The sequence below is a fragment of the Boudabousia tangfeifanii genome (assembly GCF_001856685.1).
Lineage (GTDB): Bacteria > Actinomycetota > Actinomycetes > Actinomycetales > Actinomycetaceae > Boudabousia > Boudabousia tangfeifanii.
The window spans coordinates 1056117-1081000 of sequence record NZ_CP017812.1 but is presented as its reverse complement, the minus strand read 5'-3'; the positions used below and the strand labels follow the sequence as shown (position 1 = coordinate 1081000).

The following is a 24884-nucleotide window of genomic DNA, read 5'->3' as shown; positions in this document are numbered from 1 at the left end:
TATCTTAACAGCCTACCGCTTGCTTAACTTCTGCAAGCGTATCTGCAAAAGCAGCTTGTAGGCCAGCAAGTGTAGGACCACCCTTAAGAATTCCTCGAGATGACGAAGCCAACACAAGTGATAGATCGTGGCCAAAGACTTGGGAAAGCTCTGCTCCCCCAGCACCTTGCGCGCCCACTCCTGGGGCAAGCATTGGCCCGTTTACGGCGCCCAGATCGAGGCCCAAATCTTGAGCAGCAGAACCGATCGTAGCCCCAACTACCAGGCCGAAGCTACCCATCAGGCCAGCTTCGCGTGCCGGCTGATTCCACTGGGCCACGCCCTCGGCAATCATCCTTGCGACGGCCTGCCCCTGAGCGTTTTGGGAATGCTGGACCGAGGCACCTTCAGGATTTGAGGTCAAAGCAAGTACGAATAAGCCTTTCCCATGCTTGACTGCCAACTCATGAGCTGGTGCGAGGCTGCCCAATCCAAGATATGGGCTGAGGGTGATGGCATCAGCTTCCGAGGGCGCACCTGGAGTTAGGAATGATTCCGCATAAGCACTCATGGTAGAGCCGATATCGCCACGCTTAACATCCAAAATTGTTAGGAAACCAGCCGACTTAGCTTCCTGCAAAATAGTTTCCAGGGCAGCTACACCCTTAGCACCATGGCGCTCAAAGAAAGCAGACTGAGGTTTGAAAGCAGCAGCTTGCTCCCCCACGGCCTCGAGTACGGTCATGCCAAATTTTTCTAGGCCTTGTGCGCTATCGGGCAAATCCCAGGCAGCAAGCAGGTTCGGATGTGGATCAATTCCGACGCAAACCGGACCAGCTTCCCGCATTTTCGTTGCGAGTCGGGCGCCAAAACTTTGCGATAGATCGTTTTCGGTACTCATAATTCCTCACTTAGCTTGGTTTTGACGACGGGCATAGTGTTCCTGCAATGAAGAAACCTCAAAGTCATCGACCAGCAGGGCTTCGATAGCTTGAACTGCAGCCGACAACTGCTGAATAGTGGTAATGATTGGCTTTTCGGCAGCGGTGGTAGCAGTACGGATTTCATAACCATCTGCACGTGCGCCTTGTCCGGAAGGTGTATTGATGACGAGGTCGATTTCGCCTTGGGAAATCAAGTCGATAATCGTCGGTTCGCCGTTTTCACCGCGGCCATCGGACGCCTTACGAACTACCTGGGTGCGAATGCCATTGCGTTCGAGGACGGTGGCTGTTCCCTTGGTCGAAAATACCTTGAATCCAAGCTGTGCGAGACGGGCAATCGGCAAGACCAGATTGCGCTTGTCACGGTCGGCAATGGAGACGAAGAGATTACCCTTGGTAGGCAGGGTAATCGAAGCACCAGCTTCAGCCTTGGCATAAGCGCGTGGGAAGTCACGGTCAAGACCCATCACTTCACCGGTCGAACGCATTTCTGGGCCGAGGACGGTATCGACAATAGCCCCTTCGCGAGTGCGGAATCGACGGAATGGGAGCACTGCTTCCTTCACAGCAATGGCTTCTGCGCCTGCAGCTAGAGTCGGCTCGGTGGCCGGCAAGAGTCCAACCTGGCGAAGCTGTGCAATGCTTTCCCCGGTCATAATGCGTGCTGCGGCAGTAGCCAATGGCACGCCGGTGGCCTTCGAAACGAATGGGACGGTACGCGATGCACGTGGATTCGCTTCAATCACGTAAAGCACGTCGGAGAGCAAGGCGAACTGAATATTAATCAGACCATGGACACCTACCCCCGCGGCGATTGCCTCGGTGGCTTGGCGGATGTGCATGATTTGTTTCGCCGACAAGGTCATTGGGGGCAAAACACAGGCCGAGTCACCGGAGTGGATGCCACATTCTTGAATGTGCTCCATGACGCCTCCTAGGAATAGTTCCTTCCCGTCGTAAAGGGCATCCACGTCAATTTCGATCGCGTCGTCAAGGAAGCGATCAATCAGTAGTGGGCCCGCATTTTCGGAGACAGCCCCAATACCTACGCGTTCAAGATAATCAAGGAAACCTTCTTCGTCGTAAACGATTTCCATGCCACGCCCGCCCAGGACGAAGGAAGGACGGGCCAAAATCGGGTAGCCGATTTCGCGGGCAACTTCAATCGCCCGTTCCTTGGTACGAGCGGTGCCATGGGCTGGGGCCAAAAGATTTGCTTTATCGAGGACGCGCCCAAAGAGTTCACGGTCTTCAGCGGCATCGATGGCTTGCGGGGAGGTACCAAGGATTGGCACGCCCTCGGCCTGCAAGGCAGCGGCCAAACCAAGCGGAGTTTGCCCACCCAACTGCACTAGCACGCCGGCGACTGGACCAGCCTGCATTTCTGCATGGATTACTTCGAGCACGTCTTCTAGCGTTAGTGGCTCAAAGTAGAGGCGGTCCGAAATGTCATAGTCGGTAGAAACGGTTTCTGGGTTGCAGTTAACCATGACGGTTTCGTAGCGGTCGCGCAAGGCCAAAGCAGCATGCACGCAGGAATAGTCGAATTCGATGCCCTGTCCGATGCGGTTCGGGCCCGAACCCAAAATGATCACAGCCGGACGGTTACGCGGCATGACTTCACTTTCCTCGTCATAGGAGGAGTAGTGATAAGGGGTCGAGGCGCGGAATTCGGCGGCACAAGTATCAACGGTCTTGTAAACCGGGCGCAGGTTGAAGGCGTAACGCAGTTCGCGCACGGTAGCTTCGTTCCGACCACGGATCTGGGCAATCTGCTTGTCGGAGAAACCATGTCGTTTGGCTAGTTCCAAAACTTCACGGTTTAGGCCATCAGCCTGAGCAATCTCCTGTGCCACTTCTTCGAGTAGGAAAAGTTGATCTAGGAACCATGGGTCAATCTTGGTGGCGTTGAACAGTTGTTCAAGCGTGGCGCCAGCACGGATTGCCTGCTGTACGGCCAAGAGGCGACCTTCGGTCGGCACCTTAATCTGGGCTAGCAGACCTGGCAGATCAGCAGCGACTGGGCCTGGCTGTTGCCAATGTAGACCAATCCCCTTCTTGTCGATTGACCGCACCGCCTTTTGCAATGCTTCAGTGAACGAACGCCCCAAAGCCATGGCTTCACCCACCGACTTCATGGTGGTGGTTAGGGTTGGATCCGAGGCAGGGAACTTTTCGAAAGCGAAACGAGGAACCTTTACCACTACATAGTCAAGGGTTGGTTCGAAGCTGGCTGGGGTTGATTCGGTAATGTCGTTGCGAATCTCGTCCAGGGTGTAGCCAACCGCTAGGCGGGCCGCGATCTTAGCAATGGGGAAACCTGTGGCCTTCGAAGCTAGCGCCGAGGAACGCGAAACGCGTGGGTTCATTTCGATCACAATGACGCGACCGGTTTCTGGGTGGACGGCAAACTGGATATTACAACCGCCGGTATCGACGCCTACTTCACGGATGACCGCAATGCCGATATCGCGTAGGTTCTGTAGTTCGCGGTCGGTTAGGGTCAAAGCGGGAGCCACGGTGATGGAGTCACCGGTGTGTACGCCAACTGGGTCCACGTTTTCGATCGAGCAGACGACCACCACATTGTCGGCCTTGTCGCGCATGAGCTCTAGTTCGTATTCTTTCCAACCGAGGATCGATTCTTCCAAGAGAACTTCGGTGGTACGTGACTGTTGTAGGCCTACCCCAGCAATGCGCTCGAGATCAGCGGCATTGAAAGCGATACCAGAACCAAGGCCGCCCATGGTGAAGGAAGGACGGACCACTAGTGGGTAGCCAAGACGGGCCGCAGCCGCGTGGCATTCTTCCATGGTGTGCGCGATTTCTGAGCGGCAGACTTCGGCCCCACAGCGTTCCACGATGGCTTTAAACTCATCGCGGTCTTCACCCGCGTTAATAGCTTGCGCGCTCGCCCCGATTAGTTCCACATTGTATTTTTCCAAAACGCCAGCTTCGTCAAGTGACATTGCTGCGTTGAGTGCGGTCTGACCACCAAGGGTTGGTAACAAAGCGTCTGGGCGTTCTTTTTCAATAATCTTGGTCAGAATCGAGGTCGTGATTGGTTCGATGTAGGTGGCATCTGCAATCTCGGGGTCGGTCATAATGGTTGCGGGGTTAGAGTTAACCAAAATGACGCGGATACCTTCAGAGCGGAGGACGCGGCAGGCCTGGGTACCGGAATAGTCAAACTCGCAAGCTTGGCCAATGACGATCGGTCCAGAACCGATGACGAGAACAGATTTAATATCTTCGCGGCGTGGCATCAGCGAGCCTCCTTAGGGGCAGGGTTTTCTTTCATCAAACGTAGGAATCTATCGAATAAGTGTTCGGCATCGTGTGGTCCAGCTGCCGCTTCTGGGTGGTACTGGACAGAGAAGGCTGGCAAGTCGAGGCACTTGAGACCTTCAACTACCCCATCGTTTAGCCCGACATGGGAAACTTCCACCATGCCGTATTTGCCGTTTTCGAAGGGAGCCAGCGAGGCAGCTTGGGTTGGCGCGTCAACCGCAAAGCCATGGTTATGTGCGGTGATTTCAACCTTGCCGGTGGCCTTGTCTAAAACTGGCTGGTTGACACCGCGGTGACCGTAGGTCAGCTTGTAGGTGCCATAGCCGAGGGCGCGACCGAGGAGCTGATTACCAAAGCAGATACCGAAGTAAGGGATCTTGGCATCGAGTACTTGGCGCAGCAGCTCAACTTGGCCATCAGCAGTTGCTGGGTCGCCTGGTCCGTTGGAGAAGAAGACGCCATCAGGATTCAGGGCCTTAATCTGTTCGAACTTGGTGTCAGCAGGTAGCACGTGTACGCGCATGCCACGCAAGGAGAGCTGGTATGGGGTGCGGTTCTTAACGCCGAGGTCGAGGGCAGCTACGACTGCGGTCGGTTCTTTGCCTTCGAACTCCCCAGCTGGTTCCACGATGTAACCCGTATTGGTCGAAACGTCGTCGGTGAGGTTTGCTCCCGACATTTGTGGGGCGTCTTTAACTACCGAGAGTAAAGTGTCAATCACTGGTTCGGTCAAGTATTCGGCACCAGTTGGCAAGGCCTCGCCCGAGAAAATACCGGCGCGCATGGCTCCAGTTTCACGGATACGACGGGTGATTGCCCGGGTATCAACGCCGCAAATACCAACGATTTCTTGTTCTTCCAGTAGTGTTTCTAGTTCTTTAGTGGCTCGCCAGTTCGAGGCGCGACGGGCTGGGTCGCGCACGACGTAGCCGGCCACCCAAACGGCCTCGGATTCTGGATCTTCGTCATTAACCCCGGTGTTGCCGATGTGCGGTGCGGTCTGGACGACGATCTGGCGATGGTAGGAAGGGTCGGTGAGGGTTTCTTGGTAGCCAGTCATGCCGGTGGCAAAAACGATTTCGCCAATAGTGCGGCCTTTTGCCCCGTAAGCTTTACCGGTGTAGACCGTGCCGTCCTCGAGGACCAATAATGCGAGTTCTCTGTTTTTCATTGCTGGTCCTCCTGAACCTTGCCTGCTTTAACTGTGAGTTTGCCGCGATAGGCGGTGTACATGACTTGTCCGGGCAACTCCATCCCAATGTATGGGCAGTTGCGTGATTTGGTGTATTGCTCATCTGGGTTCACCACGCGCACCACGGTGGGGTCAACCAGTGCTAGGTTGGCTGGGTTGCCGACGGCAATCGGCAGACCCTGATTCGGGTTCGAGCCGATCCGAGCTGGGGTGTAAGAAAGTACCCGGGCGACATCTGCCCAGTTCATTCGACCGGTCTGAACCATCGTTTTGATAATGATTGGCAGGGCAGTTTCGAGGCCAGTCATCCCGAATGCGGCCTCGTCCCAAGGGCATTCTTTGGTGGCTGCCGGGTGAGGCGCGTGGTCAGTTCCGACAATGTCGATCGTGCCGTCGGCCAAACCATCGCGTACGGCCTCAATATCGGCTTGCGTGCGCAATGGCGGATTCACCTTGTAACGAGGATCGAAAGTGCGGGCAAGCTCTTCGCTGAGCGAAAGGTGATGTGGGGTCGCTTCGGCGGTAATCTTAATGCCTTGTGCCTTGGCCCAGCGCACTAGCTCTACCGAACCTGCAGTTGAAAGGTGGCAGACGTGAACGCGAGCATCAAGGTGCTTGGCGAGCAGAATATCGCGAGCAATGATGCTTTCTTCCGCGGCGGCCGGCCAGCCAGCCAAACCAAGTTCACCGGAGACTACGCCCTCGTTCATTTGGGCAGTAGCAGTCAACGTTGGTTCTTGCGCATGCTGGGCAATCACCGCATCAAGTCCCTTGGCATATTCGAGGGCGCGACGCATTAGTGCCGAATCCGAAACACATTTGCCATCATCGGAGAATACACGCACTTTGGCGCGCGAAGCTGCCATCGACCCCATGGCGCTTAGGGATTTGCCCTCCAAGCCCTTCGAGACCGCACCGATCGGGCGAACCTCAACAAAACCGGCGGCTTCGCCTAGGTCAAGTACCTTTTCAATCACGAGGGCGTTATCGCCCACCGGATTTGTATTCGCCATGGCGTAAACACAGGTGTAGCCGCCAGCAGCTGCCGCGCGAGTGCCAGTGTAGACAGTTTCTGCCGCGTCCATGCCGGGCTGACGCAAGTGGCAGTGCAAGTCAACCAAACCGGGCAGTGCTACGAGACCGCCAGCGTCGATGCGCGGACCGGAAAAGTCCTTAGCATCTTCCCCAAGTGCGACAATCTTGCCATCCTGGATTGCGATATCAGTGGCTGGTCCGTCCAAGATTTGGGCGCCAGTAAAGACGTAGTTGTTCATTAGTTATTCTCCCCATTTACTAGCCAGTCGAGAGCGGCCATGCGAACGGCAACGCCACAGCCAACCTGTTCCAAAATAATCGCTTGGGCATTGTCTGCCGCCAAGTCAGATAGTTCTAGGCCACGGTTAATCGGGCCTGGGTGCATGATGCGGACCTTAGGGTCGAGGGCGCGAAAGCGCTCATCGGTGAGGCCGTACGCTCGGACATATTCACCGACCGAGGGGAAGAAGCCTCCCCCAGCACTGGACATACGTTCTTTCTGGACTCGAAGCATCATTACTGCAGTAGGATTCGAGGCCAAGGCTTCATCAAAGTTAGTGAAAACTTCGGCCTGCCAAGTTTCTACCCCAGCTGGTAGCAAGGAATGCGGAGCAACGAGGGCGACCTCGGCCCCCAAAGTGTTGAGCAAAGCGACATTGGAACGAACTACCCGCGAGTGGAGCAAATCTCCCACAATCAGTACTCTAGCGCCACTTAAGTCAGCTCCGACCAACTTGGTCGCAGCTTCCTTGGCAGGCACTTGATTGTGATGACGGCGTAAAGCCATGGCATCTAGCAAGGCTTGGGTGGGATGCTCATGCGCCCCGTCGCCAGCGTTAAGGATTGGGACCTCGATCCAACCGGCATGAGCTAGCCGGTCTGCGGCACCAGCACTACGGTGACGAATGACCATGGCGTCTACGGTCATCGCAGCCAAAGTCTGAGCGGTATCCTTTAACGATTCGCCTTTAGAAATAGAAGAGCCGGCAGCGCTAAAGTTCATGACGCGAGCGCCAAGCTGGTGTGCCGCTAACTCGAAGGAAAGTCGGGTCCGCGTAGAGTCTTCAAAGAACAGGTTTGCCACGGTTTTTCCAGCAAGCAGATCTAGCTGACGATCCTGGCTGATACGAGATGCTAGTTCTTCGGCATGATCTAGCAAAGCAACAGCAGTTTCCTTCGATAGATCAAATGTGGATAGTAGGTGTTTCATGCTTGGCCCCCAATAATAAAAACGCCATCAGTGGAATCAATTTCTTCCAACTTGATGGCAACAGTTTCACTTCGAGCAGTCGGGAGGTTTTTCCCAACAAAATCGGCTCGGATAGGTAGTTCACGATGACCACGGTCGACTAATACTGCGAGTTGTACCGCGGAAGGGCGCCCTAGGACTGAAAGGGCATCGAGTGCAGCACGAACAGTTCGACCGGTGTAAAGCACATCATCTACCAAAACAACTTTGCAGTCATCGATCCCGCCCTCGGGCAAGGTAGTGGTGCCATGAGAGCGATCAGCCTGATCGCGGTCGTCACGGAAACCCGAAATATCAAGAGCACCTGCCGGCACGTTTTCGCCTTGCTCTGCCAGATTCTGGGCGATGCGCTTAGCTAAATGTACCCCGCGGGTGTGAATACCCATTAGGACTACTTTTTCTGCCCCACGATTTTTTTCGATGATTTGATAAGAAATTCGTTTTAATGAACGACGAATGTCCTCTTCACCGAGGACACGACGACCTAAAGGTGCCATTAAACCCTACCCTTCCCCGCCTCTCTGGACGGGTCTTAAAGGAATGCTTACAAGCCAAAGTTTATAGCAAAATGATGCTTGCTGGCGTGCAAGAAAAGCAAAAACCGGTGTGTAGTAGCTTACGCGTACCGCACACCGGTTTAGATAGTGACTAGATCGATTAGTCGTCGATATATTCGCTATCGTAGGCTGCTTGAAAATCGAAGTCACCAGTTTCTTTTTCTTCTTCCAAATCAGAAACAGGAAGCGAAATAAAACCGGCATCATCAGTCTCAAAATTGGTTTCTGCCTGCGCTGCAGTGGCCTTTGCCTTGAGGGGCTTCGGATTCGCTAGATGGTCTTTGTAGACCTTATCTAGTACCGCATTGATAAAGGCGGGAGCATCAGCAGAGCTGAGCGTATCAGCGATGCCGACCGCTTCTGCAATTGCGACAGCCCCATCCACTTCTGGATTGCACATGATTTCCCATGCCGCAATCCGCAAAATGGAACGATCTACACTGGGTAGTCGCTGCCAGTCGCGGGTCGAGTGAGCCATGATAGAAGTATCTACTTCTGCCAGGTTCTGAATAATTCCCTCGACAATTTCAACCGCGTAGGGCGGCAGTGGAGTTTGCGCCGCAGTCATTTCTTTGCGGTGGCGCAGAACTTCGGAGAGTTGTCCTGGCCCGTAGCCACCATAACGTTCGTCTGCTTCAAACAGAACGTCAATCGCGCGGATACGAGCTTTTGTTCGTGATCCTTTACGAACTGGCATCAGTCGTTCACGCGGGAAATGTAGGAACCGTTACGGGTATCGACCTTCACCTTGGTACCGGTTTCGAGGAACAAAGGAACCTGGATTTCGTAGCCGGTTTCCAAGGTTGCAGGCTTGGTGCCAGCCGAGGAACGGTCGCCCTGTAGGCCTGGCTCGGTGTACTGAATTTCCAAAACAACCGAAGCTGGAAGTTCAATGAAGAGAACCTGACCGTCGTGCAAAGAGACGATAGCGGACTGGTTTTCCAACATGAAATGGGAAGCGTCGCCCACGATTTCAGCTGGGATGGTGATCTGATCGTAGGTGCTGTCGTCCATGAAGACGTAATCTTGACCATCTTGGTACAAGTAAGTCATGTCGCGACGGTCAACAGTTGCGGTTTCGATCTTGAGGCCAGCGTTAAAAGTCTTGTCAACAATCTTGCCGGACATAACGTTCTTCAACTTGGTGCGAACGAAAGCTGGGCCCTTGCCTGGCTTGACGTGCTGGAATTCAACGACGGACCAGAGCTGGCCTTCGAGATTTAGCACCATGCCGTTTTTGAGATCGTTAGTTGTTGCCACAATATTTCCTTCCATAAATAACCTGCGGGGACGTGCCCGCGATGACGGCAATATATTAGCGTGAATTTACGGGAAAAGCTTTGGGGGCAAGCTACTTGGCTCAGTTTGTGAGCAATCTATGACTTTTGCCCCCACATTTTCCCAGGCGGAGACTCGTTGTGACCACATGTTCATCCACTGGGCACGAATCGCCCCTAGCCCTACTGGTTGTCCCGCGATTCCAAGCCCAAGGTATTGCCAGGCGGTACGAGCTGGTACCGAAAGTAAAAATATCGGACGAGTACAATCCGCAAGTAGTTCTTGGGAATTCTTTAACTCAACCATCGCAGGTGGCAGAATCAGTAAAGCCGGCAGATTAATCGTGCTTGCTAAGGTTTGCTGCCATTTTTCGATTAGCTCGGCACTTGAGGCCATTCCACGGAAGTCGTCCTCCGCAAGAAAAAATTCAGACTGTGGATCAGTTAAATCGACGAGTGGTTGACCTAAATAGGTCACCAAAGCCTCTTTCCACAGTTTTGTCTGAGCATTCGGCCACGCACCATTCATAGCGACAATAATGGGCAAATTTGGCTTGTCAGCTTTATGCTCCAACTTCAATTCCTACTTTTCTTGCAGCCACTAATAGCTGTTCAGTGGTCGGCACTTGACCAATCTGGGGCACTCCCCAATCCGACAAAAGAACAAAACGAATCTGACCTGCACGCACCTTCTTATCTGTGCGCATAATCGCCAACAAATCTTCCCACGGTAAGTCGGAAACGCTAGTAGGTAGGGAAAGCTTTTCGAGCAAAGCCACTAGTTGCGCCACCTTACTGGCTGGCAGGTTCAGCCGTTGGCGTGATAGCTCAGCAGCGAAGACCATCCCGATAGCCACGCACTGTCCATGTCCCAACCGATAGCCTCGGGCCTTTTCTACGGCGTGTCCGAAGGTATGTCCGAAATTCAAAATTTCACGCAACCCTGATTCGTGCAAATCTGCCGAAACGACCTTGGCCTTTACGGCAATGGCTCTAGCTACAAGTTCGATTAGCACCGGCCCACTCGGAAGAGTATTCGCAGGTAAATGCTCCAAGAAATACAAGATCTCTTTATCGGCGATGAAACCACACTTGACAATTTCGCCTAGGCCGCCTCGCCAATTCGTTTCATCTAGAGTTGCCAGCCAATCTAAATCTGCAAACACTGCATTTGGCGGGTAAAACGCACCGACGAGATTTTTTCCGGCGCCAGTGTTAATCCCAGTTTTGCCGCCAACGGCCGCATCAACCATTCCCAACAAGGAAGTGGGAACTTGTACTAGTTTGACTCCACGAAGCCAAGATGCCGCAAGGAAACCGGCGAGATCAGTAGTCGCTCCCCCACCAATTCCAACAATTACCGCATCGCGACCATAAAGATTGTTACCGAGGTGTTCCCAACCAGCAATGGCACTTTCATAGGATTTCCCAGCTTCCTTGTCTGGGTGTTGATAGCACGTAACTCGCCCACCCTTGGCGGTTAACTTTTTTGCTAACTGTTCCGTTTTTTCTGCCAAAGTTGGAGGGTGAACTAGGCAAATGTCTTGCCCTAGTTCAAGGAGCTGACTAATCAACGCAGCTTCGAGATCATGCCCGATAACAACCGGGTATGATTTATCTCCGGTAACCGCAATCACTTTAGTCTCTAACCCGAGCGCAGCAAGGCACTTTGTAGCTACTTGATCAGCACTAGATTCTGCCACCTGGATCGTCAAATCTGCCGCTTCTTCGTATAGTGGCACACGACGTTGGGCTAAGGTTTCTAGTTTCTTTTGGCCGTCTTGGCCAGCTAAGAGAGGACGCGCGGCATCCCAACCACTTCGAGCCAATAGCTGAGAAACCTCAGCGGCTAAATAAATTGTTTGTGCTTGCTTAAGCAGTTCTCGGTTAGCCGGTTGCTCGATAGCACCACCGCCAAGGGAAACTACAGCTACTTCATCTTCTCCCAGTGCCCGAGTAATCGCAGCGGTTTCAAGCTGTCGAAAATATTCCTCGCCCTCGTCAGAAAAAATTTCAGCAATGGTGCGCCCTTCACTAGCTTCAATGGCCGCATCCGTATCAATAAAGGTGCCACCAAGCGCACTAGCAAGTAGTTTTCCGACAGTCGTTTTTCCCACTGCTGGTAAGCCGATTAGCGCAATTGGTTTATGCTCAGTTGCCTCAGGCACGGTGATCTCCTGCTTGCAAAGCTGCCAAGTTTGCTTTCATTTGTGTCAGGCTATCTCCCCCGACACGAGTGCAAAGAGCGTCGGCAAGGGTCAGTGCCAACATAGCCTCGGCAATTACTGCAGCAGGTACCACTGCGGTAGTATCCGAACGCTGGTGGTTAGCTTTTGCCTCTTCGCCATTATCCCAATCCACAGTGCGTAATGCCTTAGGCACAGTAGAGATTGGCTTTAGCGCGGCCCGAGCATAAATGGGTTGGCCATTGGAAATACCACCTTCGATGCCACCGGCGTGGTTTTGAGCACGCGTGGTTCGGCCATCTTCAGAAGGCAAAATTTCGTCATGCGCAGCGCTACCAGGACGAGCTGCATTGGCAAATCCGTCCCCAACTTCTACTCCTTTAACTGCTTGAATCGACATTAAAGAAGCGGCGATCGCGCTATCTAAACGCCGATCCCATTGCGTATGCGAGCCGAGTCCGACGGGAACTTGATAGGCAATCACTTCGACGATGCCACCGCAAGTATCTCCAGCCTTTTTTAACTCCTCAAGGTGCGCAAGCATCTGCTGCTCGGTTTCTTGATCCAAACAACGTACAGGACTGGCGTCAAGCGCAGGAGTTTGTCCCGGCTGAGGCAGTGGTGCCGAAGAGGCAACTTCCCCAAGTGCCCTCACAGCAGAGAGAATTTCTACCTCGGCTACCTGGGCCAAGATAGCTTTGGCTACCACGCCGAGGGCGACACGAGTGGCAGTTTCTCGGGCTGAAGCTCGTTCTAGCACATTGCGAGCATCATCATGCCCATATTTAATGGCACCTGCTAAGTCGGCATGACCTGGCCGAGGACGCGTGAGACGACGGTTTCGCGCGATTTCACGTTCATCACCAGTTCCAGCATCAATTAAAAGATCTTGTGGATCTACTGGGTCGGCACTCATTACGGTTTCCCATTTTGGCCATTCTGAATTGTGAATTACCAAAGCTATCGGGGCACCAGTAGTCTTGCCATGGCGAATGCCGCCCATGATTTCAAGCCGATCGGCTTCGAATTTTTGACGTGCACCTCGTCCAGCTCCAAGTCGGCGACGAGCTAACGCGTCATTAAAGTCAGCACTGGTCAAACTGATCCCCGCAGGTACCCCATCGATAATCCCAACTAGTGCGGGGCCGTGGGACTCTCCAGCTGTAATCCAACGCAACATAATGATCCTTTTCTAAAAGGTAGCAAGTTTAGGGGTAAGTTTAGGCAGAATAGTTCGTCCTCGGCAAGGCCAAACTAGATGAATGCATTAATCCATAACGCCAGGCAGAGGGCAAGAGCCATCCAAGGCCCATAAGCAATACGCTTGTGTCGATCGTTACCAAGCATTAGCAAAGCTAGCGCATAGAATCCTGGGAAAATCGCGAGAGCGAGGAAGAAGGTCAATGCGGTGCCGGTAGAACTCGCGCACATCACCAAAGCGGGAAAAAGCTTGACGTCCCCTGCGCCAAGCCCAAAGCCCATCTGATACATCATAACTAAGACAATGGTGGCGAAAGCGGCGATCAATAGGGAGGAAAAGAAGATGGTGCCATCCCAATGATAGATAGCGAGCAAAATAGAACCTAAAACAGCTGCCACGCTGGTACCTACGGTCAATAAGTTCGGAAGTTTGTGGGTGGCAGAATCAATCATGATCGCCGGTGCTAGCCATGCAAGGACACCGACGCAAAGCGCGTAAGCCAACGGATCGTAAAGGAATGGTGCCGCCAGCCCAATAGAGAAAATCGGGCTGAGATATATCCAGCGACGATCATGCGTCGGCGCGGTATAGGCGGGAGCAACGGTGAGCGTAATGAGCCAAGCGCCAGCTAAATTAGCCAAGATAAAAATGGCACTCAGAGTTATTGCCAGCCAGTTTGGAAAAGTAAGGGCTACATCACTCATGCGTTAATACCTCTTTCACGTCGCGCTTGGTCTAGTGCTTCCCGCATTTGTTTAGCAGGTGCTTGATAACCAGTCATAATTTGGAACTGGGCCAATGCCTGATAGAAAAGCATGTCAGTGCCTGGAACAACCGTGGCTCCTTGCGCCGCAAAGGTTTGGGATAAAGGCCGTTGTGGATCCGAATATGCTGCCTCGAGTAGCACTGCCTGCGAGGAAACCTTCAATCCCGAAGTAAGTTCGGCCGCAGCCGCACTTGGAACCGTTGAGATGACTAAATCAGCTTCGCTAATAGCTGCTTGTGCTTTCTCGGTCAGTCTCCAGGGCAAATAAGTTACATTTACCCCCAGTTTAGCGCTGGCAGCTGCGATTGTGCCTGGGCCAGAGAGCGTACGAGCGATCGCGGTGACCTGAGGACGGCCTAGTTCGCCACTTGCTGCCAGTGCGGAGCAAGCTGATGCTCGTCCCCCAATGATGGCTAGACGTGCAAAGTGATCTCGACCGCTAGCAGCCCGAATCGCTTGGGCAATGCCGTAAATATCAGTGTTACCACCGCTTACTAGCCCACCAGAAATAGTGACAGTGTTGACTGCCCCGACAGCATTAGCCGCAGGTTCTTCACTGTCAAGATACTTTCGGATTTCTTGTTTCCAAGGCATAGTCACCGCAAAGCCTTGGAACCCACGAAGATAGTCCCATTCTTTAGCTAAGTCGCTTACTTCGTAAGCGCTAAAAGTAGCGTCTAAGCCTAACTCTTTATACCCTGCTTGATGCAGAATCGGTGATAGCGAATGCTTGACAGGATTACCAATTACTAGGAATTTTTGTGGCATATTTCCGGATTCTCTTGGCAGAATGCCTTTAGCTTTTCCTTTTCCTGGTTGAACTGTTCGTAAGTATCTACAAACACAGTTTCACCGGTCTTTAGGTTGGTGGTCACAAAGTACAACCAATCACCTTCAGCTGGTTTCAATACGGCCTTAATTGCGGCGGTACCAGCTACTCCAATCGGAGAAGGAGGTAGTCCAGGTTTGATGTAAGTATTGTAGGGTGAATCAACTTTTAGCTCTTCGGCTGTAGGAATACCACCAGAACGGCCGACCGCGTAGGATACGGTTGAGTCCATTTGGAGTCGGTTCAATACTTCCTTACCTTTGACTGGGTCTAGGCGATTATCGATGACTCTAGCTACCTGAGGCATATATTTTTCAATCGAGACTTCGCGTTCAAGAATCGAAGCCTTAGTCAAAACAGCCTCTTGCTGATCTGCTGGAATCCCAAGTTCTTTTAAGCGCTCAACGTTGTTAACTACCATATTGCGAATAAAGTCAGTGACCTTTTCGCCTGGTTTTTGCAGATAAGTACCTGGAGCGATCCAACCTTCTGGGTTGCCATTGGCCTGAGGTGGTAAGCCAATAGCTTCCGGATTCTTAAAGGCCGCTTCAACTTCTTCTTGCTTATAACCGCCCCGCTTAACTAGACGCTGGGTAATACGTTTTACGGTAAAGCCTTCCGGAATCGTAATGCCAACGTCTACGCGATTCGAGCGATCTAATAAGGCTGCGAGGGCTGCTGCTGAACTCATCTTGGTTTTAAGCTCATAGGTGCCAGGTTGAATCAAATTGCCTTCAGAATTCTGGCTAACTGTTTTAATAAAAGCTTTGGTGGACGCAACCACATCTTTATCCTTCAAAGCCTGGGCGATCTGAGCCCCGCTAGCACCTTCTGGTACTTCGACAGTAACTGCAGTTTCACCTTTACCGGTGTAGTCTTCGGCCACTGGTGCCGGCGACTTAACCAAATGGGACTTCACAAGATAAATTCCGAGGAAGGCAAGTAGAACAATAGTAGCAATCACTAAAAGCGTAGCGATCCACTGTTTGGACCGCTTGGGTCCTTTCGCCTTAACCGTATCTTTGTGGCTCGGTTGTGCCACTGCAGGAGCAAAAGGACGAGCAGGTTGCGCTGTTGTCTTGGAACTTTGTTCCGAAGACGCAGCTGAGGTCGAGTTGGTGGATTGCGGCTTTGCTTCTGCTAATGATGGCGGGTTGGCGCTAGCGGGAGTAGGCGTGGTCTGAGTGGTAGGCGTAGATTCACCTGTAGATGGCGCTTCATGACGCAATGGGCCGAGGACGTTTCCACCTTCGACCTTTGGCGTGGGAGCGTTAGAACTTGGCTGTCCTTGATGATGACGCATTTGGCGTCGGGAGGGAATCGCGCGCTTTCCTGGCTCCAGGTTGTCTGGGGAGGTCATTTCTTTTCCCTTCTATTTTTCTTTACATCAAAAGGTAAGCCGGCAAGTTCACCAGTGCTTTCCTCTGCAGCTATCGCTTGCTCCAAAATAACACAAGCTGCTACTTGGTCTACAACTCCCCCACGCTTTTTCCCAGAAATTCCAGCGGCTGCTAGGTGTTGGTGGGCGGTAGCTGTAGTCAATCGTTCGTCGATTAGGCGAATAGTACCCTGCGGGTATAGTTCCTGTAACTTGGCAGCGAATTCCTTAGCCATCTCAACGCTAATACCCGCTTTTCCATTCAAATGTAGGGGTAAACCAACATAAATGATTTCAGGCTGGTAGGTTTCCAAATCGTCAAGAATTTCGTCGAAATGTACTTCCATGGGCATTACCCGATAGGTGGTTATCGGTAAGACCACGGAAGTTCCCGAAACGGCGCGAGCTGCCCCGATTCGAGATTTTCCGACGTCATAAGCGAAACGAGTTGGACTCAAAATAGACTCCTACTTTGCGCCTAGCTCTTGGGAAATTGCTTGGAGTGCAAGCGGCAACTTAGCAGCGTCCTTCAAACCGGCTTGAGCCATATCTGGACGGCCACCGCCGCCACCACCAGCAGCTTGCGCGGCTTGCTTCACCAAGTTACCAGCCGAAAGCTTTTCGGCCTTTGCAGCATCATTTAGAGCTACTACTAGGGATCCCTTATCGCCTGTCTTAGCCCCGAGTGCGACTACTACTGGACGCATATTGCCCAGTTGATCGCGTAGCTGCAGAACTGCTTGGCGCAAAACATCTGCCGAGCTAACTTCCCCTAGATCAGCAACTAACGCGGTTACCCCGTTAACGTCAGTAGCTTGCGAAGCTAGTTGCGAGGCTTTAGCCAAGGTGGATTGGAGCTGTAGGTTAGCTAGTTCCTTTTCGGCATTCTTTAAACGGTTCATCATTGACTCAACCGCTTGTGGTAGCTCGGTAACTGGACGGCCAACTAGGTTAGAAAGCTGCGAAACTAGCGCATGTTCTTTGGCTTGGTGGTCGTAAGAACCCTTGCCGACGACGGCATCTAGACGACGAACGCCAGAACCAATCGAGGACTCACCCAACAGGGTGACGCGGCCAATCAGACCGGTTGCCGGCACGTGGGTACCAGCACAGAGTTCGCGGGACCAACCGTCACCGATGGTAACAACACGGACTTCCTTGCCATACTTTTCACCGAAGAGAGCGGTAGCACCTAGGGCCTTCGCGGCATCGATGTCCATTACTTCATCGGTTACGGCTAGGTTCTCAACCAATTGGTCGTTTACGCGGCCTTCAATGTCGTTAAGCTGATCGGGGCTAACTGCCTTCGCATGACGGAAGTCAAAGCGGAGTCGCGAAGGACTGTTTTCGGAGCCAGCCTGGGTAGCTTTGTCTCCAAGGAACTCACGAAGTGCTTGATGCACCATGTGAGTGGAGGTGTGCGCCCGAGCAATATCACCACGACGAACAGTATCGATAGCTGCGGTCACCGTGTCACCACAAGCTAGTTCGCCAGTTTCAAGAGTGCCACGATGTACTGTCAGCCCCTTAATGGGGGCTTGGACATCACTAACTGCAAATTTGGCACCATGATCGGAAATGATTTGACCGTGGTCAGCCAGCTGACCACCCATTTCAGCCCAGAATGGAGTGCGATCGAGGATAACTTCTACCTTGGCAGGAGCGGTAACCGCACCCTGTAGCTGACCGTCAACTAGGAGGCCAACTACCTTCGCGTTAGCAGTGTCTTCCGTGTAGCCCAGGAACTCAACAGCTCCGCCCACTTGTTCCTGCAGGTCATGATATAGACGGGAATCGACGTGACCGGTCTTCTTAACAAGGGCGTCTTGGCGAGCACGATCTTTTTGTTCCTGCATGAGTTTGCGGAAGGTGTCCTCATCAACGCTAACCCCATTTTCCGCAGCCATTTCGAGCGTCAAGTCGATTGGGAAACCGTAAGTGTCATGGAGCGCGAAAGCGTCCTTACCGGAAAGTACCGCAGGTCCTTCGGACTTCTTTGCACCGGCTACGATATTGTCGAAGATTGTGGTGCCCGCAGTTAGGGTGCGAAGGAAAGAATCTTCTTCGGCGTAAGCAGTGGCACTAATCTGATCCCAATTCTTGGCAATCTCTGGGTACGATAATTCCATCACTGCCTTCGATACCGGCAAAAGTTCAGGAAGGACTGGGCGATCAACGCCAAGTAGACGCATGGAACGTACTGCACGGCGAACTAGACGACGAAGGACGTACCCCGCGCCGTCGTTGCCTGGCACTACCCCATCGGTAATCAGCATCAATGACGAACGGATGTGGTCTGCCACCACACGCATGCGGATGTCAGCTTCTTGATCCGAGCCGTACTTCTTGCCAGTAATTTCTTCGGTAGCTGCGATGACAGGGTAAACCTCATCGATTTCGTACATGTTGGCTTTATCCTGCAATAGCACTGCAAGACGCTCCAAACCAGCACCGGTATCGATTGCTTTCTTATCTAGTTCACCTAGCAACGGGTAGTCTTTACCCTTACCCTCACCGCGAAGGAATTGGTCGAAAACTAGGTTCCAGATTTCGAGATAACGGTCGCCACCGGGGTCGACAGTGCCACCTTCTGCTTCTGGGCCAAAAGCTGGCCCACGATCGTAGTGCCATTCGGCACATGGTCCTGCTGGGCCTGGCTGGCCAGTATCCCAGAAGTTTTCGTTGCGAGGTAGACGTACGATATGTTTTGGATCGAGTCCGATGACCTTGGTTAAATGTTCAAAGGATTCTTTATCTTCTTCCCACAAAGTGACCCACATGCGATCGCCATCTAGGCCATAACGACCCTTCTCTACATCGCCGGTCAAAAGCTCCCAAGCAAAGTCAATCGCACCTTCTTTGAAGTAATCACCGAAGGAGAAATTACCATTCATTTGGAAGAAGGTGCCGTGACGAGTTGTTTTACCAACATTATCAATGTCATTAGTACGGATACACTTCTGTACCGACGCTACGCGTGGCCAAGGAGCTTGTTCAGTCCCGATGATGTACGGGATGAAAGGAACCATACCGGCAATCGTGAAGAGAATCGAAGGGTCTGGTGAAACCAACGAGACCGACGGAGCGATATGGTGATCTTTTTCGGCGAAATAATCAAGCCAGCGTTGACGAATTTCAGAAGTACGCATGGGTTCCCTCTACTTAGAAAAGAAAATACTGAACAAGTTTAATGCACAATCACTTAATTTTGGGCATCAAGAATCGCTGAACGTAAATTGTTAGCTTCGGTACGGTAAGTTGCTTTAAAGTCTTTCATCGACTTTTCTCGAGAAGCAACTTGGCGGGCGGATCGTGAGAAGGCAGTAAGTTTTACTAATGGTGAGCCAAGCGAAGCGGTTACTAGGGTTGAAAGTGCAGAAGCATCGGCTACAGCATTAGCAGCTGAAGAGGTGATTGTGTCAACCTTTTCCAATGACGAATTTGCACTCTTTACAGCTTCTGTACTGGCCTGTACGGTTTCTTCCAATGAGTCAGTCAGTTCAGCTACCGACTTAGCAGTCTGCTGAAATGTCTTACCCAGTTGAAATAAGGGGTAGACCAAAGCCAAAACTAAAACGGCGAATGCGATTGCGGCAATCATGCTCGCAATGTCTGTCCAGCTCATTTATTCTCCCTGATTGTGACGTTTCTTCTTAGAACGATTCTAACTAAAATGTTGAGCCCCGAGGCAAGTAGTTCGCCTCGGGGCTCAAAAAAGCTGAAAGATCAGCGAGAGTAGTATTCAACCACCATCTGGACGTCACAGGTGACAGGAACTTCGTCACGCTTTGGACGACGAACCAAAGTGGAAGTGAGCTTTTCTAGCTGAACATCTAGGTAAGCTGGAACGGCTGGGAGTACATCGCGGTGTTCACCAGCGGCAGCAACCTGGAATGGAACCATAGTCTGGGACTTAGGCTTAACCATAATGACCTGACCTGGCTTCACGCGGTAGGATGGGCGGTCAACGATCTTGCCGTCTACTAGGATGTGACGGTGCACAACGATCTGACGAGCCTGAGCCGAGGTGCGAGCGAAACCGGAACGGAGCACGAGGGCATCCAAACGCATTTCGAGCAATTCGACCAAGTTTTCACCGGTTAGGCCTTCAGCGCGGCGTGCTTCTTCGAAGACGCGAACTAGCTGAGCTTCACGGATGTTGTACTGAGCGCGTAGACGCTGCTTTTCCTTCAAACGGATTGCGTAGTCGGATTCGCTGCGCTTACGTGCACGACCGTGTTCACCTGGACCATATGGACGCTTTTCGAAGTAACGGACAGCCTTTGGGGTCAATGGAATACCCAAAGCGCGGGACAGGCGAACCTGACGACGAGTACGGCTGATTGCCATAATATTAAACCTTCCTGTACGGGTTTTATTCGTGCGTTACAATCTTTTGATTGCAACGGGGGCACCACATGGGCTAAGCCCCCAGGTGTGAGCATTAAAGTTCACAACTTGGCTAGATTACCGTGGTTTCCGCAGGCTTTCTACTTTGACAAGCCGAGAAGTGAGGTTTTTCTCAAATCCACGGTCAGTTGGCCGATAGTATTTAGTCCCCTGCAAAGTCTGGGGCAAATATTCTTGCGGAGCTATGCCATGCGGATAGTCGTGGGCATATTTATAACTTGGCTCGTCTTTAGTATTAGGGCGATGAGAATCACGTAGGTAAACCGGTATCTGTCCGCTTTTACCTGCTTGCACATCTGCCATTGCCTGATTAATAGCCAAATAGGCAGCGTTAGATTTCGGTGCCGTGGCAATCGCTAAGGCTGCCTCTGAGAGGATAATCCGGGCTTCGGGCATCCCTACCATGGCTACAGCTTGAGCTGCCGCGGTTACGGTCACGAGCACTTGGGGATCAGCTAGTCCCACGTCCTCGGCAGCAGCGATCATTAATCTGCGGGCAATAAACCTAGGGTCTTCCCCAGCTGCCAACATCCGAGCTAGGTAATGGACGGTTGCGTCAGGATCAGAGCCTCGCATCGATTTAATCAGAGCAGAAGCAACATCGTAGTGTTGATCGAGATCGTAGCGAAGAGGTGCTGAACCCGCAGCCGCCGCCACCAGATTTTCAGTCACTTGCGGCAAAGAGCTAGACGCTTCTGCCTGATCTTGATCGTCCCCATTAAGAGCCGCTGCGGCGGCAGCTTCTAATAAAGTCAGAGCTTTACGACCATCTCCCCCAGCGCTATTTATCAGCGCCTCTTTAGCTTCTTTAGTAAGCGAGACAGTCTGGTTCAACCCACGTTCATCACTTACCGCTCGCTCTAATAGCGTTTCAATCTCTTCATCTGACAATGGCACGAGAGTAACTACTACAGAACGCGACAGTAAAGGTGAAATCACCGAAAAAATAGGATTCTCCGTGGTGGCGGCCACCAACATGACCCAGCCATTCTCGACGGCAGGCAATAAGGCATCTTGTTGGGTTTTAGAAAAACGATGAACCTCGTCAATGAAAAGTAAGGTCCGGCGCCCGCTTAGCTTTAAGTCACTTTTAGCATGATCAATCGCAGCACGGACATCCTTAATTCCAGAAGTTACCGCACTGACTTCCACAAAAGACCAATCACAGGCTTTAGCCAACAAATAGGCCAAGGTAGTTTTACCTGTTCCTGGCGGTCCCCACAAGAAAATAGAAGTTGCGGTCGTTTGAGCAGCGTTTTGTAGCAGTCTCCTCAAGGGAGCACCTGGCGCTAAAGCTTCTTTTTGCCCCACGATTTCAGCCAATGTTTGTGGACGCATTCTAACTGCAAGAGGTAGATGAGCAGGGGTAGTCGTCGTTTCAGTCTTGGCAGCTACTGGACTATGAAGGCCACTATTAAAAAGATCCACAGATCAAGGCTACTAGGATTTGAGAAGCTAAGCTAACTCGGAAATTAAGTGAGCAGTGCCCCTTTTTCTGGCAACTACCAAGAGTAAACCACGGACTAATGGCACAATAGAGAGGTGATCAAGTATCTGACAACGCAAGTATATGAACGCTTCCAGTTGCTCGCAGCTAGCTTCGTAGCCACGTTAATTGTGCTTATCCTCGCGGTTGGCACTGGTTTTGGAGCCGGCTCACTTATCTCTCGGACATTTCCAGATCCAGATCGGGCTCTAGATTCGACGGTTGCTCGTGCCCAAGAAATGATCGACACGGCCCGTGGTGGCGACCAGACCACTGCCGTCCTCGTCCAAGGTGTTCCAATCAAAAACCAAGAGGATTTTGACAAAGTTGCTGAACTGTTTGCACCAATTCGTGATGATCTTGCCCGTGATGCCAAATTAGAACCGCGTAAACAGCTACTTGACCCATTCCAGTTCGAATATGTCGAAAATGCAGATGCTAGCGCTAACCCCTTAATCGCCCAAGATGGCGATGGTTTTATCGCCTTGGCTTTAGCCACTCCAGGTCAAGAGACGCAATCTGCCGCAGATACAGAAAAAATTGCAATTAACGAGTTTGAAAAGCTCGAATCAGCCTTACAAGATCAGTATCCCCAAGCACGGGTCTATATCAACTCTCCTGCTTATGCTAACTCGATCGCTCGTTCCCATGTAGCTTGGGAAACCAGCTTTATTATTCTTTTTGGCCTGCTGGCCGCAGCTGCTGGATTCTATTTCTCGGCAATGCGACCAGCCACGGCTATTGCCGGTGGTCTTGGGGTGCTTTTTGCAGCCATGACCGGACTTTTTGTTGCTTGGGTTGCCACCTTTATCGTGGCTGTACCAACTTCCTTAGTCCCCGTTTTTGCGTTAGTTTCACTCTTGGTAGGCATCATGGCCATTGGGGCTCTACTGGGGATCGATCAGGATCGGGTACTACGCACCCAACGACAATCACTGGAGGATGCGCAAAGCGCCCTCGAACATCAACTTGCTGACGCCTTGGAGCTAGAGATTTCCACTCCTGAACCAAGCGTCCCTATCAAGAAACCTTTTAAGCAATTCTTGAAAGAAATTATCAACCCAACTTCTGATCCCGAAGAAGCAACTCGCGCTAAACAAATCGCTCAACGAGTTAGCGACAACTTCTTACTATTGCTAACCTCAGCAGCGATTACGGTTATCACCGTATGCCTCTCCTTAATCATTCAGCTGCGCTATTTGCAGGTCTATGGTTCAGTCATGATTTTGGCTACTGCGGCTATTTGGTTCTTGCTTTACCTTCTTGTTCCTGGCCTGCAGTTGACGCTTGAGTATTTCCTTCCTTCTAGAGCTACCGAGGATCAGACGAGAACTACCCTCAAGAGCATTGATCCCACTTCCGTCCGAGGCAAACTGCATGAGTTTGGACAGCGAATCCACAAGCATCTAAACACTTCCTATCGTTCGACCCCATTTGCGAGAAATCTAGCCGCGCCAGCCTTAGCACTACTTTTCTTGGCCCTAACTGCGCTCCCCTGGTTTGCGCTTTCTCCCAAGGCCTCGACCTCGGCAGAACTTACCAATGTTTCGCAAACCGTTCATTTTCAAGAGGTTTCACATGCGCAATTCCCAGCCATGGCAGATGCTGACTTCTCGGTAATCGCAAAGACTTCACCAACTGAGCTACAAACTTGGGCAGATCAGGTAGCAAGTGACTCTGATCTGCTAAAGGTCGAAAGTGCTGCCACGGAAGTGGGCGATGGCAAGTACTCCACTATTAATTTTTCCTTTGTCCCCGAGCTGCCTACATTTAAAGAACAGCAAAAAGCGTTCCACCAGATTGTTGATTCTAAACCAGCCTTTGAAAAGGAAGTTTATTCGGACAACGCGCGAAACCTCGAAGCTATCGAAACCGCAATCAGCGGCTCGATTTGGGTTCTTATTTCCGTGGCCTTAGTGGCCTACCTAAGTTTGCTCCTGCTTTCTGCCAACGCCTGGTGGGCAGCGATCGAGGTCGCGGTCGGTTTCCTCACGGTTGCCGGCTCAATTGGCAGTATTGCGGGTCTATTCAAAGCTGGTGTTTTCGCCTACCTACCCGGTGCAGGAATGGATCACCGCATTGACCTGACTGGGATCTTTATCGGTGGATTTATTTCGATCATGTTAGTCGCGATTCTACTGATTGAACCGCTATTCAACTCTCGGCCCCGCACAACTCGTGCAGTTTGGGCAGTTGCCACAGCAGCTTCACTGCCAGCCATTTTTAGCGGTCAAGTACAACCAGCCACAATCGGATTAATCACCGTGGCAACAGTAGTACTTTCGATTGTAGTGTCATTGCTACTAGTCCCCCAGATTGCGATCATGCGAGACGATACCGATTCTAAGATGGGATACCGCATCCCATTGATCAACGATTTACATCAAAAAGTTCGCAACTGGTAACTACGTATTTTTTGGGGGCCTAGTCAGTCTACGACTAGGCCCCCAAAAATATGTCTAATGGTTAGGCGCTAGGAAATTCACCCGCGCCTTGACGAATAATTTCTGGTTCATCAGTCGTCAAATCAACCACGGTCGAGGGTTGAACCGAACCGATCTCGCCCTCGATAACTGCATCAAGCAGATGCCCAAGCTCGTCCTGGATTTCCCACCCATTTGTGAGCGGTTCACTTTGACCCGGCAAAATCAAAGTTGAAGAAACCAGCGGGGTGTCCTCAAGCTCAGCTAAAAGGGCACTGACCACTGGATGATCCGTAATCCTAACGCCAACGGTCTTCTTCTTGGGATTAAGCATCAGACGAGGAACTTCTTTGGTCCCTTCAAGAATAAAAGTAAAGGGTCCTGGAGTTAGCGATTTCAAAAGTCGGAAAACACTGTTAGAGACAAAAACATACTGTCCGAGTTGTTTGAAGTCAGAACAAACCAAAGTGAAGTTATGCTTGTCATCAACTTTTCGCAAGTCTCTGATTCGTTCAAGTCCAGCCTTAGAACCAAGTTTGGTGGCAAGCGCATAACCCGAATCTGAAGGGTAGGCCACGACGCCACCATCTTTAATAATTTCAACCGCCCGCGCGATTAACCGCGGTTGCGGATTTTGTGGGTGAATATCTAAATATACGCTCATGATTTACATCATAAAAC

Annotated in this window: 21 protein-coding genes; 1 reads left to right on the top strand and 20 read right to left on the bottom strand. The window is 51.7% G+C overall.

Annotation, left to right across the window (positions count from 1 at the left end; genetic code table 11):
- Positions 1 to 4 precede the first annotated feature (4 nt).
- The 19 genes from pyrF to BK816_RS04270 form a co-directional block, all read right to left on the bottom strand.
- Complete coding sequence (pyrF, locus tag BK816_RS04360) at positions 5 to 880, bottom strand: orotidine-5'-phosphate decarboxylase (RefSeq protein WP_071164090.1); 876 nt, start codon at positions 878 to 880, stop codon at positions 5 to 7.
- Between the two features lie 6 nt (positions 881 to 886).
- Positions 887 to 4189, bottom strand: coding sequence for a carbamoyl-phosphate synthase large subunit (gene carB, locus BK816_RS04355; protein WP_071164089.1), 3303 nt, complete (start codon positions 4187 to 4189; stop codon positions 887 to 889).
- Entirely contained in the window at positions 4189 to 5385 is a 1197-nt protein-coding gene (gene carA, locus BK816_RS04350) for a glutamine-hydrolyzing carbamoyl-phosphate synthase small subunit (protein WP_071164088.1), read from the bottom strand. Before carA ends, carB begins: the two co-directional genes overlap by 1 nt.
- Positions 5382 to 6680: a dihydroorotase gene (locus tag BK816_RS04345; RefSeq protein ID WP_071164087.1), complete on the bottom strand. Its 1299-nt coding sequence runs from the start codon at positions 6678 to 6680 to the stop codon at positions 5382 to 5384. Before BK816_RS04345 ends, carA begins: the two co-directional genes overlap by 4 nt.
- Complete coding sequence (locus BK816_RS04340; RefSeq protein ID WP_071164086.1) at positions 6680 to 7651, bottom strand: aspartate carbamoyltransferase catalytic subunit; 972 nt, start codon at positions 7649 to 7651, stop codon at positions 6680 to 6682. Before BK816_RS04340 ends, BK816_RS04345 begins: the two co-directional genes overlap by 1 nt.
- A complete protein-coding gene (pyrR, locus tag BK816_RS04335) occupies positions 7648 to 8187 on the bottom strand; it encodes a bifunctional pyr operon transcriptional regulator/uracil phosphoribosyltransferase PyrR (protein ID WP_071164085.1) in 540 nt (179 codons plus the stop codon). The genes BK816_RS04340 and pyrR overlap by 4 nt, the downstream gene beginning before the upstream one ends.
- Before the next feature lie 160 nt (positions 8188 to 8347).
- Entirely contained in the window at positions 8348 to 8944 is a 597-nt protein-coding gene (nusB, locus tag BK816_RS04330; RefSeq protein WP_071164084.1) for a transcription antitermination factor NusB, read from the bottom strand.
- Positions 8944 to 9507 (bottom strand): elongation factor P, encoded by a 564-nt coding sequence (efp, locus tag BK816_RS04325; RefSeq protein ID WP_071164083.1) that lies wholly within the window; start codon positions 9505 to 9507, stop codon positions 8944 to 8946. The genes nusB and efp overlap by 1 nt, the downstream gene beginning before the upstream one ends.
- A 66-nt stretch (positions 9508 to 9573) precedes the next feature.
- A complete protein-coding gene (locus BK816_RS04320) occupies positions 9574 to 10098 on the bottom strand; it encodes a hypothetical protein (RefSeq protein ID WP_071164082.1) in 525 nt (174 codons plus the stop codon).
- Positions 10088 to 11692, bottom strand: a complete 1605-nt coding sequence (gene aroB / locus BK816_RS04315; RefSeq protein WP_071164081.1) for a 3-dehydroquinate synthase — start codon at positions 11690 to 11692, stop codon at positions 10088 to 10090. The genes BK816_RS04320 and aroB overlap by 11 nt, the downstream gene beginning before the upstream one ends.
- Positions 11685 to 12890, bottom strand: a complete 1206-nt coding sequence (gene aroC, locus BK816_RS04310; RefSeq protein WP_071164080.1) for a chorismate synthase — start codon at positions 12888 to 12890, stop codon at positions 11685 to 11687. The genes aroB and aroC overlap by 8 nt, the downstream gene beginning before the upstream one ends.
- 74 nt (positions 12891 to 12964) lie before the next feature.
- Complete coding sequence (locus BK816_RS04305; protein WP_071164079.1) at positions 12965 to 13615, bottom strand: prepilin peptidase; 651 nt, start codon at positions 13613 to 13615, stop codon at positions 12965 to 12967.
- Complete coding sequence (locus BK816_RS04300; RefSeq protein WP_071164078.1) at positions 13612 to 14445, bottom strand: shikimate dehydrogenase family protein; 834 nt, start codon at positions 14443 to 14445, stop codon at positions 13612 to 13614. Before BK816_RS04300 ends, BK816_RS04305 begins: the two co-directional genes overlap by 4 nt.
- Positions 14427 to 15866, bottom strand: coding sequence for an endolytic transglycosylase MltG (mltG, locus tag BK816_RS04295; protein ID WP_083379067.1), 1440 nt, complete (start codon positions 15864 to 15866; stop codon positions 14427 to 14429). Before mltG ends, BK816_RS04300 begins: the two co-directional genes overlap by 19 nt.
- Complete coding sequence (ruvX, locus tag BK816_RS04290) at positions 15863 to 16342, bottom strand: Holliday junction resolvase RuvX (protein WP_170299666.1); 480 nt, start codon at positions 16340 to 16342, stop codon at positions 15863 to 15865. The genes mltG and ruvX overlap by 4 nt, the downstream gene beginning before the upstream one ends.
- A gap of 9 nt (positions 16343 to 16351) precedes the next feature.
- A complete protein-coding gene (alaS, locus tag BK816_RS04285; protein ID WP_071164076.1) occupies positions 16352 to 19033 on the bottom strand; it encodes an alanine--tRNA ligase in 2682 nt (893 codons plus the stop codon).
- A 53-nt stretch (positions 19034 to 19086) separates the two neighbouring features.
- Positions 19087 to 19509, bottom strand: a complete 423-nt coding sequence (locus tag BK816_RS04280) for a DUF948 domain-containing protein (RefSeq protein WP_071164075.1) — start codon at positions 19507 to 19509, stop codon at positions 19087 to 19089.
- A 101-nt stretch (positions 19510 to 19610) separates the two neighbouring features.
- Positions 19611 to 20234 carry a 30S ribosomal protein S4 gene (rpsD, locus tag BK816_RS04275; RefSeq protein ID WP_071164074.1) on the bottom strand — a complete coding sequence of 208 codons (624 nt, stop codon included), beginning with the start codon at positions 20232 to 20234 and terminating at the stop codon, positions 19611 to 19613.
- Positions 20235 to 20351: 117 nt separating this feature from the next.
- Complete coding sequence (locus tag BK816_RS04270; RefSeq protein ID WP_071164073.1) at positions 20352 to 21722, bottom strand: replication-associated recombination protein A; 1371 nt, start codon at positions 21720 to 21722, stop codon at positions 20352 to 20354.
- A gap of 114 nt (positions 21723 to 21836) precedes the next feature.
- On the opposite strand from BK816_RS04270, the gene BK816_RS04265 reads away from it, so the two are divergent.
- On the top strand, positions 21837 to 24185 hold the full coding sequence (locus BK816_RS04265; protein WP_071164072.1) for a hypothetical protein: 2349 nt from the start codon (positions 21837 to 21839) through the stop codon (positions 24183 to 24185).
- Between the two features lie 61 nt (positions 24186 to 24246).
- Here the strand turns inward: BK816_RS04265 and BK816_RS04260 are convergent, their stop codons facing one another.
- A complete protein-coding gene (locus tag BK816_RS04260) occupies positions 24247 to 24867 on the bottom strand; it encodes an L-threonylcarbamoyladenylate synthase (protein WP_071164071.1) in 621 nt (206 codons plus the stop codon).
- Positions 24868 to 24884: the final 17 nt, after the last annotated feature.